The 13,302-nt window shown below is 34.5% G+C and carries 12 protein-coding genes; 11 read left to right on the plus strand and 1 reads right to left on the minus strand.

What is annotated here, in order from left to right; translation table 11 throughout:
* The first annotated feature begins 53 nt into the window (after positions 1 to 53).
* The 4 genes from queA (at position 54) to NWE55_RS10350 (ending at position 5,328) form a co-directional block, all read left to right on the plus strand.
* The gene (queA, locus tag NWE55_RS10335) at positions 54 to 1,103 is read left to right on the plus strand and encodes a tRNA preQ1(34) S-adenosylmethionine ribosyltransferase-isomerase QueA (RefSeq protein ID WP_155091102.1); all 1,050 of its coding nucleotides are present in this window, start codon (positions 54 to 56) and stop codon (positions 1,101 to 1,103) included.
* Positions 1,104 to 1,255: 152 nt separating this feature from the next.
* Positions 1,256 to 2,533, plus strand: coding sequence for a kynureninase (kynU, locus tag NWE55_RS10340; protein ID WP_160339532.1), 1,278 nt, complete (start codon positions 1,256 to 1,258; stop codon positions 2,531 to 2,533).
* A 64-nt stretch (positions 2,534 to 2,597) separates the two neighbouring features.
* Positions 2,598 to 3,683, plus strand: coding sequence for an agmatinase family protein (locus NWE55_RS10345; RefSeq protein WP_160339531.1), 1,086 nt, complete (start codon positions 2,598 to 2,600; stop codon positions 3,681 to 3,683).
* A gap of 310 nt (positions 3,684 to 3,993) precedes the next feature.
* Positions 3,994 to 5,328, plus strand: coding sequence for an FAD-dependent oxidoreductase (locus NWE55_RS10350; protein WP_160339530.1), 1,335 nt, complete (start codon positions 3,994 to 3,996; stop codon positions 5,326 to 5,328).
* Positions 5,329 to 5,363: 35 nt separating this feature from the next.
* Here the strand turns inward: NWE55_RS10350 and NWE55_RS10355 are convergent, their stop codons facing one another.
* Positions 5,364 to 6,890 carry a helicase HerA-like domain-containing protein gene (locus NWE55_RS10355; RefSeq protein WP_155091097.1) on the minus strand — a complete coding sequence of 509 codons (1,527 nt, stop codon included), beginning with the start codon at positions 6,888 to 6,890 and terminating at the stop codon, positions 5,364 to 5,366.
* A gap of 340 nt (positions 6,891 to 7,230) precedes the next feature.
* On the opposite strand from NWE55_RS10355, the gene NWE55_RS10360 reads away from it, so the two are divergent.
* From NWE55_RS10360 to NWE55_RS10390, 7 genes are all read left to right on the plus strand, one after another.
* Positions 7,231 to 8,067, plus strand: coding sequence for a MotA/TolQ/ExbB proton channel family protein (locus NWE55_RS10360; RefSeq protein WP_155091096.1), 837 nt, complete (start codon positions 7,231 to 7,233; stop codon positions 8,065 to 8,067).
* Positions 8,068 to 8,142: 75 nt separating this feature from the next.
* Positions 8,143 to 8,760: an ExbD/TolR family protein gene (locus NWE55_RS10365; protein WP_155091095.1), complete on the plus strand. Its 618-nt coding sequence runs from the start codon at positions 8,143 to 8,145 to the stop codon at positions 8,758 to 8,760.
* Positions 8,761 to 8,780: 20 nt separating this feature from the next.
* Positions 8,781 to 9,320 (plus strand): ExbD/TolR family protein, encoded by a 540-nt coding sequence (locus NWE55_RS10370; RefSeq protein WP_155091094.1) that lies wholly within the window; start codon positions 8,781 to 8,783, stop codon positions 9,318 to 9,320.
* Positions 9,321 to 9,351: 31 nt separating this feature from the next.
* Positions 9,352 to 10,188 carry an energy transducer TonB gene (locus NWE55_RS10375; RefSeq protein ID WP_155091093.1) on the plus strand — a complete coding sequence of 279 codons (837 nt, stop codon included), beginning with the start codon at positions 9,352 to 9,354 and terminating at the stop codon, positions 10,186 to 10,188.
* Positions 10,189 to 10,192: 4 nt separating this feature from the next.
* A complete protein-coding gene (locus NWE55_RS10380; RefSeq protein ID WP_155091092.1) occupies positions 10,193 to 10,408 on the plus strand; it encodes a hypothetical protein in 216 nt (71 codons plus the stop codon).
* Between the two features lie 150 nt (positions 10,409 to 10,558).
* A complete protein-coding gene (locus tag NWE55_RS10385; protein ID WP_155091091.1) occupies positions 10,559 to 11,548 on the plus strand; it encodes a PstS family phosphate ABC transporter substrate-binding protein in 990 nt (329 codons plus the stop codon).
* Positions 11,549 to 11,574: 26 nt separating this feature from the next.
* Complete coding sequence (locus tag NWE55_RS10390; RefSeq protein ID WP_258204047.1) at positions 11,575 to 13,224, plus strand: tetratricopeptide repeat protein; 1,650 nt, start codon at positions 11,575 to 11,577, stop codon at positions 13,222 to 13,224.
* The last annotated feature ends 78 nt before the right edge of the window (positions 13,225 to 13,302 follow it).

The following is a 13,302-nucleotide window of genomic DNA, read 5'->3' on the forward strand; positions in this document are numbered from 1 at the left end:
TCTTTTGCGAAAGCAAAAAGTCTTTGTGTAATTAAATATTAAAAGCGTATTCAATGAAGTTATCAAACTTTAATTTTGATTTGCCAGCTGAGTTATTAGCAGAGTTCCCATCTGAGAACAGAGATGAGGCACGTTTAATGGTGGTGGACCGTAAAACTGGAAACATAGAACATAAATTATTTAAAGACTTAATCGACTATTTTGACGAAGGAGATGTTATGGTATTGAATAATACGAAAGTTTTTCCTGCACGTCTATATGGTAATAAAGAAAAAACTGGAGCAAGAATCGAGGTTTTTTTATTGAGAGAGTTAAATGCAGAACAACGTTTATGGGATGTTTTAGTTGATCCAGCCCGTAAAATACGTATTGGAAATAAACTATATTTTGGTGATGATGATTCTCTTGTGGCAGAAGTAATTGATAATACGACTTCAAGAGGTAGAACACTGCGCTTTTTATATGATGGTTCTTATGAAGAATTTAGATTTAAATTGCAAGAATTAGGAGAAACGCCAATTCCTAAATACATTAATCGCGAGGTTGTGCCAGAGGATGCAGAGAGATACCAAACAATATATGCGACCGAAGAAGGGGCAGTAGCTGCACCGACTGCAGGTCTTCACTTCTCTAAACACTTAATGAAGCGTTTAGAAATTAAGGGAATTAAGTTTGCTGAGGTAACTTTACATATTGGTTTAGGGACATTCAACCCAGTTGAAGTAGAGGATTTATCTAAACATAAGATGGATTCTGAGGAGATGTTTGTCAATCAAGAATGTTGTGATATCGTAAATGAAGCTAAAGTTAATAAGAAACGCGTATGTGCGATTGGTACAACTTGTATGCGTGCATTAGAAAGTTCAGTTTCTTCTAATCAAACATTAAATCCGTTTGTGGGTTGGACTAATAAATTTATTTTCCCTCCATACGATTTTAGTATTGCAAACTGTATGGTGACAAACTTCCATATGCCTAAATCGACTTTATTAATGATGATTTCTGCTTTTTGTGGTCATGATCTTATGATGAAAGCCTATGATTTAGCTGTAAAAGAGAAATATAAATTCTATTCATACGGAGACGCAATGTTGATCCTATAGTAGATTAAATGATAATTTAAAAAGCCTTTGAGTCTCTCAAAGGCTTTTTTTATGTCAAATACGAAGGAGGGTTTTATCTTATATTTAGGAGTTTGTTTGTTTAAAAAGGATTAAATTTACAGTTAATAGTTATTGAAAACACTCTATATATCATGACTTTTAAGAATATACTTGCTTATGCCAAGAGTTTGGATGAAAAAGATCCCCTTGCTAAGTACAGAAGCGAATTTAACTTTCCAAAAGTAAATGGAAAGGATGCTATTTACTTTACAGGTAATTCGCTTGGATTACAGCCCAAAAGAGCTGTTGAATATGTAAATGAGGTAATGAAGGACTGGGGAGAGTTGGCCGTTGAGGGGCATTTTTATGCTGATAAACCTTGGTGGGATTATCACGAAAGATTTCGTGAGCCTTTAAGTGCAATTGTTGGAGCCCTTCCAGAAGAAATTACAGTTATGAATACACTGACTGTAAATCTGCATTTGATGATGATTTCCTTTTACAAGCCAACAGCACAACGCTATAAAATCATCTGTGAAGAAAAGGCATTTCCAAGTGATCAATATATGATTCAATCTCAAGTGAAGGTACATGGATTAGATCCAAAAGAGACTATTATTGAGGTGAAGCGAAGAAAGGGAGAACACAATTTCAGAACAGAAGATATTTTAGCTGCTATTGAGGAAGCAGGTGAGGAGTTGGCTTTAGTGTTAATGGGCGGACTAAATTACTATACTGGCCAAGTCTTAGATATTGAAAAGATAACTGCTTCTGCTCAAGAACAGGGGGCAAAAGTTGGTTGGGATTTGGCACATGCTGCGGGAAATATTGAATTGAAATTACACGAGTGGAATGTTGACTTTGCAGCATGGTGTAGTTATAAATATATGAATGCTGGACCAGGAAGTGCTTCAGGGTGTTTTGTTCACGAGCGCTATCACGACGATGAAAGTATTGTTCGCCTTGGTGGATGGTGGGGACACAATAAAGAGAAGCGATTTTTAATGGAACAAGATTTTGATCCTATTCACTCTGCTGACGGATGGCAAATTAGTAATCCTTCTATTTTAAGTTTAGCACCCTATTTAGCTTCTGTAGAAATGTTTGCTGAGGTTGGTATGAAGGCTTTGATAGAGAAAAGGGATAAGATAACGGCTTATTTGGAATTTGTACTGCAAGATATTGCAAATGAAGAACAAGCCTCCTATGAAGTAATAACACCTCAAAATTCATCAGAAAGAGGAAGTCAGGTGTCTGTCTTTCTACATGGTAAGGGTAAGAACTTATTTAAATACCTTATGGAACAAGGAGTTATTGTAGATTGGCGTGAACCGAATGTGGTTAGACTTGCTCCAGTACCACTTTATACTTCTTATGAAGACGTTTTTAATTTTGGACAGATTTTAAAGAAAGCAAGTCGAATAATATAGTTTTAATCAGAGTTTTAGAGATTGAATTATAATTTTAAATTTGCAAAAAATAATAACTATATAGATGTCAACAAAACAGCAAAAGATAGCTAATTTCGATCCTTCTCAACCAGGATTAGCTGATGCAACAATTTATGGGCTTCCATTCACAGCAGATGAGAGTGAGGTAATTGTAGTTCCTGTACCTTGGGAAGTTACAGTAAGTTATGGAGCCGGGGCGTCAGAAGGGCCAGAAGCTATATTAGAAGCTTCTTATCAAGTAGACTTATTACACCAACAATATCCTGATTTATGGAAATTGGGTATTTATATAGATGAAGCTCCAGAACATTGGGCAACAGATAGTGCAAAGTATAAAGAAATGGCTCAGCCAATCATTGAAGCACTTGAGAATGGTGAGAACATTGCGAACTTACCAGAGTTGCAAAAAGATTTAGATACAATTAATGCCGTGTGTGATAAATTTCACAAAGAAGTAGAAGAGAAAGTATCTTACTGGATGGCAAAAGGAAAACGCGTAGTATTATTAGGAGGAGATCACAGTACTCCATTGGGATATTACAATGCATTAGCAAAACATCACGATTCTTTCGGTATTTTACACTTTGATGCGCATATGGATTTAAGAGATGCTTATGAAGGGTTTACGTATTCGCATGCGTCTATTATGTTCAATACTTTAAAGTTACCTCAAGTAAAAACAATAGTACAAGTAGGTATTCGCGATTTCTGTGAACAAGAAGTAGCAACAGTAGTAGAAGCAGATGGTAGAGTGCTAGTGCATACTGATGCAGATTTGAAGAAAGATGAGTTTGAAGGAATGAGCTGGAAAGATAAATGTGATCAAATAATTGCTTCATTACCTGAAAAAGTAGCTGTTAGTTTTGATATTGACGCTCTATTAGCATGGTATTGTCCTAATACAGGTACACCAGTACCAGGAGGGTTAACTTATGAACAAGCGACTTATATGATTACTCGATTATCAGAATCTAACAAGCAGATTATTGGAATGGACTTAGTAGAGGTTGCTCCAGGTGATGATGATTGGGATGGTAATGTAGGTGCAAGGCTGCTGTTTCACATGTGTGGCGCTTTTGCTAAATCACAAGGTTTATCTGTAGGTCAGAAGATAGAGTTTAAGAAATAGTAAAGTTTTATAAAAAAATAAGAGTCCCTTAGGGACTCTTATTTTTTAGGATAGGGATTGATGATTATATTATATATTGCAATACTTATTGCTGCAATTAAAAAGATCTGTTTAAACATACTATCCGTTTTGAATATAAAGTGCATAATATACCAAAAAGATAGTAAGATAGTGGCTGCTGTCCATAGTAAGTGCTTCATTAGGCTTGTGATTTAGGGGGTACTTAAAGGTAGAGAAAGTTTGATTTTTTAGAGAAAGAGTATCAAACAATGTTTCGAGATTTTAATAACAAAACAAATAAAATAAAGGAATGAATAGTATAGCTGTTGTGGGAAGTGGGTTAGTTGGAGTGGTACTGGCAATTAGTTTAAAGCAAAAAGGCTTTGATGTTGTGGTCTATGATAAAAGTATTGATATACGCAATATGGATTTTAAAGGTAGATCAATCAATTTGGCAATGTCTGATAGAGGGTGGAAAACGCTTAGGGAAATTGGTATAGAAGATGAAGTCAAACAATTGGCAATTCCCATGCATAGTCGTGCTATACATACCATAGACAAACAACAGAGTATTCAACCTTATAGCGTAAATGGTGATTCTGCTATCTGGGCAATATCCAGGGGAAATCTCAATAAAGAGTTAATTACTATTGCAGAGCGATTTGGAGTTGAGTTCTGTTTTGATACGCCTATTTGGGATGTGGATTTAGATCAAGGACTTTTGTACACTGCTAAGGAAGAGAGAGATAAGTGGACGTCAATTAAATACGATGTTATTTTTGGTGCCGATGGAGCTTATTCACGCGTTCGCCATAGGATGCAGAAACAAAGTATGTTCGAATATCAGCAGTCTTATTTGGAATTGGGGTATAAAGAGTTTATCATACCTGCAGATGCTGCTGGAAAACACAAACTTTCGCCAAATCTATTCCATATATGGCCGAGAAAGGATTTTATGTTTATCGCTTTAGCTAATACCGATGGTTCATTTACTTGTACGCTGTTTCTACCGTATAAAGGAAAGGTGTCCTTTGAGAGTATTCAGTCCGTTGAGGAAATTGAAGTGTTTTTTGAAACCTTCTTTTCTGAGGTGAAAGAGTTAATTCCTGATTACTTAGCTTTATATCAAGAAAATCCTGTAAATTCATTGGTTACCATGAAATGTTTTCCTTGGGTATATGAAGGTAAAGTTGCCCTGATAGGAGATGCAGCTCATGCTGTAGTGCCGTTTTATGGGCAGGGATTAAATGCAGGTTTGGAAGATATTTATGTTTTAAGTCGAATTATTGACAATTGTACTGAACGCAATTGGAAGGAAGTATTTAAGGCTTATCAGGAAAATCGAAAACCCAATGGGGATGCTATAGCAGAGTTGTCTTATCGCAACTTTGAAGAAATGAGTGCGTCCACGGCAGATACTATGTTTTTGTTGAGGAAGAAAATAGAAGTGAACTTTTCTAAGAAGTACCCTAAACTTTGGCTACCTCTTTACGATAGGGTTACTTTTAGTGATGATAGTTATCTCAAAGCATTAGAAATAGGAGACAAACAAAAGAGTATAATGGATGATATCATGCAAATTGAAGAAATTGCATTGATTTGGGATACGGAAGCGATTGAAAAGGAAATACTAAAAAGATTATAAAAAAAGAGAAGGTAAGAACCTTCTCTTTTTTGCTATTATTTCTTTTTCTTGTTGTTGTTCATCATCTTGTTTAGGATTCCAAAAGCGCCTCTAATGAAGGTAGCACTTGTGACAACTTTTAGAATGCCTTTTGTCAAATCGCTGTTGTCTGACTTAGAACTGGTAGAAGATGTCTTGGAAGGAGTTTTGTTGTTCTCTTTTTCACTTTCTAATTGCTCTAATTTGGCGGTAAGTATTTCATAAGCACTTTCTCTGTCAAAGTATTCGTTGTATTTAGGTGTTAGTTTAGATTTAGATATAATATCATCTATTTCAGCTTGTGACAATATATCCATTCTACTCATTGGAGCTCTCATGGCGCAAACTGCCAAGGGAGTAGGTATCCCTTTTTCGTTTAGTGCTGTAACTAAAGCATCACCTGTTCCCAATTGAGTAATGATCTCATTTGTTTTGTAGAAATCAGTAGAGGGGAAGTTTTCAGATGCTGTTTTGATTGCTTTTCTGTCTTTTTCAGTAAAAGCGCGTAGTGCATGTTGGATTTTTAAGCCCAATTGAGAGAGAACACCATTCGGGATATCTGTGGGATTTTGGGTAATAAAATAGATACCAATACCTTTAGAGCGAATTAGCTTTATAATAGTTTCAATTTGATTGAGTAATGTTTTGCTTGCCTCATTAAAGATCAAGTGAGCTTCATCTATAAAAATTACTAATTCAGGTTGTCCGCTATCCCCTTGTTCTGGCATTTGCGAGTAAACTTGTGCAAGTAAATTAAGCATAAAAGTAGAGAATAACTTAGGTTTGTCTTGAATATCCGTTAGTCTTAAGATATTCACATAACCGAAGCCTCTGTCATCTACACGCATTAAATCTTGAATATCAAAAGAGGGTTCACCAAAGAAAAGTTCTCCTCCTTGCTGTTCGATTTCGATTAGTTTGCGAATAATAGCTCCCGTAGAAGAAGCAGATATTCTACCATAATCGGCTTCTATTTCTTCTTTTCCTTCATTTGTAAGGAATTGTAATGTCTTTTTAAAATCTTTTAAATCTAAAAGTGGTAATTTTTTATCATCACAATATTTGAATATTAGAGATACAATTCCACTTTGAGTTTCATTTAAATCAAGGATTCTACTAAACAGTATTGGACCAAACTCTGTCAAGGTTGCTCTTAGTCGAACTCCATTCTGTTCAGAAATAGTCATCAATTCGACAGGAAAGCTACTCGCAGCAAAAGTTAGGTTCATTTGCGAATGTCTATTCTTAATAAATTCATTTTCTGTACCAGCTTGAGCAATTCCACTGAAGTCTCCTTTGATGTCCATCATTAAAATTGGAATACCTTTTGCAGATAACTGTTCAGATAATACTTGTATAGTTTTGGTTTTACCCGTACCGGTAGCTCCAGCGATAAGTCCGTGTCTATTAATGGTTTTAAGAGGAATATTGATGAAGTGATTAGGCTGAATTTCCTCATTAAATTTGGCAGCACCGATAGTAATAAAATCTCCTTTAAAGGAATATCCACTATTGATTGTCTGGGTGAAGTTTTCTTTTGTCATAACTTAAGTTGAAATGTGAAAAATTTTATACATTAGCACAAAGATAAAAGAAAGAAAAATTATATTTTGTTTAATTTCGAAATGTTAAATTTAAAGGTAATGTAAAAATCTATGTAGATTATTTCATTTAGAGTTGTTATCTTTACCTTTGCTTAACATTTTCTTTTAATACGAGGTTGTTAAATTATATTAGTGTTAAATGAGATGGATTAATTTTAAAAATATTGTTTTTAATTTTTTTATTTCATCTAAAAACATAAATTTGCGACTCTCATATGTTCTAAAAGAGAAAAAAGTAATAAGTAATAATTGAAAAAAAAAGAATTAAATTTTTAAAAAGATGACAAACGTATCAAACGAATCAGTTGAGAAAAAAAGTTCTAGTTCAGGAGCAAGTAGAGTAATTGCATCTGCAGCAGTTGTGCTATGTATATTATTTGGATATGTTATTTGGCAGTATGTAATGGGAGCTCCATCTAACTTTGAGAATGGAGATCCAAATGGACACCCACTTCCAGGAAACTTCATGGGAATGGTTTATAAAGGAGGAATTGTAGTAGCGGCGTTAATTGGATTATTAACAATGACTGTAGTTTTCTCAATTGAGAGATTCTTTGTGATTTCTAAAGCATCAGGAAAAGGAAATGTTGGGAAATTCGTACAAGAAATTCAAGCAAGCATCAATGCTGGTAGAATTAACGAAGCTATGGAAGCATGTGACGCTCAACAAGGGTCAGTTGCTAACGTTGTAAAAGCTGGATTAATTAAATACGAAGAGATGAAAAAAGAAGGTTTTAGTAGTGAAGAAGCTACTGAGGCTATTCAAAAAGAAATCGAGGAAGCTACAACATTAGAGATGCCAATGTTAGAGAGAAATATGATTGTATTAGCTACATTAGTATCTATTGGTACGTTAGTTGGATTATTAGGAACAGTAACAGGTATGATTAAAGCGTTCTCTGCTTTAGCAACTTCTGGTACTCCTGACTCAGCTGCATTAGCAACAGGTATTTCTGAAGCGTTAGTATGTACTGCAACAGGTATTGGTACTTCTACATTAGCAATCGTAATGTATAACTCATTTACTACAAAAATTGATAGATTAACTTACTCTATTGACGAAGCTGGTTTTGCTATTACTCAATCTTACAGAAGATTCAAAGGGTTAGTAAAATAATTAAAGGTTAAGTTAAATAAAGTATTAATAGATTGGGATTTGCCTTTGGCAAAACTTAATCAAAAGATCTAATCAATGGCAAAAGGTAAAATGAAAAAGAAAAGTATGAGAGTGGATATGACCGCGATGTGTGACGTGTCTTTCCTACTTTTGACTTTCTTCGTATTAACTTCTACAGCTAAACTTCCGGAGCCATTACCAGTAGATACACCAAATTCGACAGTTCAAACTAAATTACCTGAAAGTAACTTAGCTACTGTAACACTTGGTGAAGGTAAAGTATTCTTTGGAGTATTAGGAAAAGAAGATCGTAAAGCTACTCTTGAAAAAATGGGTGAGCGTTACAATATTACTTTTAGTGAGGATGAGAAGCTAGCATTTTCATATTTGGAGGGAATCGGTTCTCCAATGAATGAATTAAAAAGCTTTCTAAGTTTGCCAGCTGATGTTCGTACAAAACAAAGTGCATCACAAAGTGGTATACCTACAGATTCACTAAATAACCAATTAAAAGATTGGGTTCAATGTGCACGTCTTGTTGCCAAAGAAAAGAATGAACTTGTCTTAAACGTTGCTATCAAAGGGGATGCTGAAGAAGAATTCCCTCAAGTTAAAAAAGTTATGAACATTCTTCAGGAGCAAAGAGTAAACAAGTTTTTCTTGGTTACAGGTTTGAGAAATGAAGATTTTTAATCATTAAAAAGATACTGTAAATGGCTGAATTAAATACAGGTGGTGGCGACAAGGATAAAAAAGTAAGAAGTAAGAAACAAAATGCCGGAGTTGACTTAACAGCGATGGTTGACTTAGCATTCTTATTGATTACATTCTTTATGTTGACAACATCAATGAATAAGCCTCAATCAATGAACTTGGCGATGCCTGATAAATCTGAAGATATTCCTAAAGAGGAAAAAATTAAGGTTGATGAGAATCGTACAATGACTGTTCTAATTGGAGGTGATAATAAAATGAAGTGGTATATGGGGATGCCTGGTACACCACTTGAAGGACCTACAGAATCTTCTTATGGAAAAGAAGGAATAAGAAAAGTCCTACTTGAGAAAGATAAGCAAGCTAAAGCTTATTCTCAAGACGTAGAAAAAGGATTGATTGTTATTATTAAAGCAAGTGATAAAGCAAATTATAGCAACTTAATCGATATTTTGGACGAAATGGCTATCACGAACATAGGAACCTATGCTATTGTAGACATTACTCCAGAAGAAGTTGAAATGTTAGGTGAGAATTAATAAACGTCCTTAAGGATAAATAAAAGAAATTATGTCAAAATTAAATATCTTTAAAAAAGATTGGCTTGATATCGTTTTCGAAGGACGTAACAAATCTTACGGAGCATATCAGCTTAGAGCTACTAACCCTACAGTGACCACTTTTTCTTTGATAGGAGGTATTGCTTTCTTTACGTTAGCAGTTTTTTCTCCAAAGATTTTTGGTGAATTAGGGAAAGAGCGAAATAAAGGAATTGATAAGGAGGTTGTGATTCAGACAATTGAAATGCCTGATGTGGAGTTACCACCACCGCCACCGCCACCACCACCAGTTGAGGATGTTCCACCACCGCCACCTCCAGCAGTGAAGTCGGTAAACGATACTAAAAAGTTTACAGACCCTGTAGTTGATACTAAGGAGAATGCGAATGAAGAACCACCAAAACAAAAAGATTTCAAAGACGATGTTGATCCTGGAGCTAAAGACGCTGAAGGAGATAAAAAACACGGTGAAATTAAAACTGGTGAGAAAACTGGTGACGCAAATAAAGAGGATAAAGTAGAAACAGATGAAAATACAGTATTCGTTGCTGTACAAGTTCAAGCTTCTTATCCTGGAGGTATGCCAGCTTTCCAAAAACAATTTGTTAGTAGATTTAGAACACCAGATATTGATTCATCTACTAAGCGTATTCAAGTTATTGTTCAGTTTATCGTAGAGAAGGACGGTTCATTAACTGATATCAAAGTTCTTCGTGACCCTGGTTACGGAGCTGGTAAAGAGGCAGTGCGTGTTCTTAATGGTATGCCAAAATGGAAACCTGCACAACAAAACGGTAGAACAGTACGTTCTCAGTTTACATTACCTATTACAATTCAAGTACAATAATCGTATGTTGAAAAATAAATTTGAACAGAAATCGCTATTGCAGCGATTTCTGTTTCTTTTTGGCTTCTGTTTTTTTTTATTGTATGTCGGACTCGGCATTACTTTAATCGTATGGAAGGATATGCCTATAGCTTTAGAATATAATAATCGTATGCTATTTGGTATTTTATTAATTGTTTACGGAGTATTTAGATTCATCCGTTTAAGGCAAGAGAATTAGAATTATTAGAAATAGTAAAAAGGGGACCTGTTTAGGTGCCCTTTTTTACTTTATGCTTTTGTTAAATCATTCTATTTAAGGATGTTTTCTTATAAATCTTTTTATCTTTATAGAACTTAGATTGGTTTAAGTTTGTAATAAAGATTATTTATGAATAGAGTAGTGCTCAAAAGAGCTCGTTTTATCTTGACAATATGTTTGTTAGGATTAGGATTTGCACAGTGTAAAAGTGATAAAAAAAGTGGTTTGGGGTCTAATGATACCAAGGAAATTAACTTTGAAGAGATCGAGGAGACACCAGTTTCTGGAAAGATTTCTATTCTGGTAGAGGAATCTGTATTTCCAATTACAGAGGATGTGGCAAGAGTTTTTGAACATGAATACACACGTGCTAAAGTTGACTTAATTTCAAAACCCCAACAAGAGATATTAAGTATGATGCTCAAAGATTCATTGAGAGTAGCTATTCTTCCACGTGACTTAAATGAACAAGAACTTGCTTTTTTTGTTGGAAAAGTTACGCCTAAACGCACACATTTTGCCACGGATGCTATTGTATTTGTTACCAGTAAAAGCTTTAAAGATTCTGTTGTAGATTATGATCGCGTTTTGAAGAACTTGGTTAAGAGCGATTATCTAAGAGATACGAAAGATTTGCAATCTGAGTTAGTGAAAGATCCTATTTTGGTATTTGATCATTATAGTTCTTCGGTATCTGCCGCTTTTAGAGAAGCAACAGGAAGTAGAGATTTTCCGAAGGATTATGCCTATTTTTTACCATCAACTAAGGATGTTGTCAAATATGTAAATGAGAATCCAAATGCAATCGGTGTTATTGGGCTAAATTGGTTGGTTCAACCTGATGGTGAGTTAAAAGATGTACTTAAGAATATTAAGGTTTTAGGTGTAAAGAATAAGGAGGACGGTATCTATTATAAGGCGAGTCAAAATAATATAGCCGAAGGAAAGTATCCTTTAACTCGTAAGATATACGTGATAGATACGCAAGGTAAATCGGGATTAGGTGTTGGTTTTGCATCTTATATCGCTGGGTATAAAGGGCAGAGAATAGTACTTAAGTCAGGTTTGGTTCCATTTAAAACCCCGCCAAGAGAACTTAACGTTCGCAATGAATTATAAATCAGAATTAATAAACACACTATATCATGACTAAACACAATAAGTTATCACTTACTTTATTAATTGGCGCTTTGTGTAGTACTGGTGCACTTCATGCACAGGACTTAGCAGAGGCAAAGAAAGCCATAAAAGGAGATCAACTAGATAAGGCAAAGCATATTTTAAAAAATTTGATTGATAGTAAACCTAATGAAGGTGAGAACTATTATTATTTAGGAGATATTTATTTGCAAGAATCTCAAGTTGATTCGGCTAAGTACTTTTTTAATCAAGGTGTCTCTGTTAAGAAAAAGGGATCTTTAAATTATATTGGTTTAGGGCAAATCGATCTTGATTCATCGAATTTAACTGAAGCAAAAGACAAATTTGCTAAGGCTGAGAAAGAAATGAGAAAGAAAGACTACCATGAACAGTTACTTGTGGCAGCAGCTTATTTGAATTCGAAGAACCCAAATGTTGAAGAAGCAGAGCGCATAGCTAAAAAAGTGTTGGAGCAAGACTATCAGAATGCTTACGCTTTTTTCATTGTAGCTAAAGCTAATTTGGCTAAAAACAATTATAATGAAGCATATGCTGCTTTTAGCGATGCCGCTATATTAGATCCTAATTTATTAGAGGCTCGTATGGAGCTTGCAATTATTACTAAACGTACAAGGGCTTTTAAAGAAGCAATTAATTCTTTAAATGAAATTAATAAGGAGTTTCCGGATTATGCACCTGTTTACAGAGAGATTGCAGATACTTATTACTTATGGTCGACTACAAATAAAGCTGATGAAAGCGATTTATTGGCTAAGGCAAATGACAACTATAAGAAGTATGTTAGTGCTACTGATAATTCTTTAGAGGCTAAGATGAGATATGCTAAGTTTTTAGCGCAATCAAATAATTATAAAGAGTTAGAGATACTTGCTGAAGATTTAGTAAAGTCTAAAGGAGTAAATGATAGAGTATATGAGTATTTAGCTGTGGCTACTTTTAATAATGGCAATTATGCGAAGAGTAGTACTGCTATTGAAAGTATAAAAAACAAGTCTGCAGAGAATTACCTGCAATTAGGTATCAGCTATTTAAAGCAAGGACAGCATACATACAGTAAAGGTATCGAAAGCTTAAAGAAAGCGGTTCAAGTGGATTCAAAAATAGCATCTTCTTTTAATACTTATGGAATAGAGCTTTTTAGAGCTGATAAGTTTCAAGAAGCTATTGATTTGCTAAGTATCTCTGCTGAAGTTAAGGATCAAAGCAATTATAGTTACGATAACTATTATATCGCTTATTGTTATTATTCTTTAGGATTAGATATGAAAGAAGGTCAGGAAGATTACATGAAACAAGCGGTTAAATACTTTGATCGAACTATTGCAAGTGCTCCTAATATTACTGAATCTTATTTTTTCCAAGCGAGAGCATATCGCAATATAAATAGCGAAGAAGCATACGAAGCGCGTTTCAAAGCTTATCAAACATTTGAGAAGGTTGTTTTAGCTAATAGCAAGGAGACGGAACTATCAGATAGTGATAAGAGTCGTTTAGTTGAAGCTTATAATGCTATGGGGGCTTATTATGCTAACATAGATGATATTTCTAATGCAAAAGATATGTTTGATAAGACATTGCAATATGAAGCAAACAATGAATTTGCAGTACAGACATTAAAGGCAATTTCGAATTAAGTGTTATAATTTTAAAAAACTTATTTGTATTCTAACAAATAAGTTTTTTTTATTTAGGAAGTTTATACCTTGAATATG

Origin of the sequence: Myroides albus (assembly GCF_024722315.1) — a bacterium.
In the GTDB taxonomy this organism is placed as follows: Bacteria; Bacteroidota; Bacteroidia; order Flavobacteriales; family Flavobacteriaceae; genus Flavobacterium; species Flavobacterium album_A.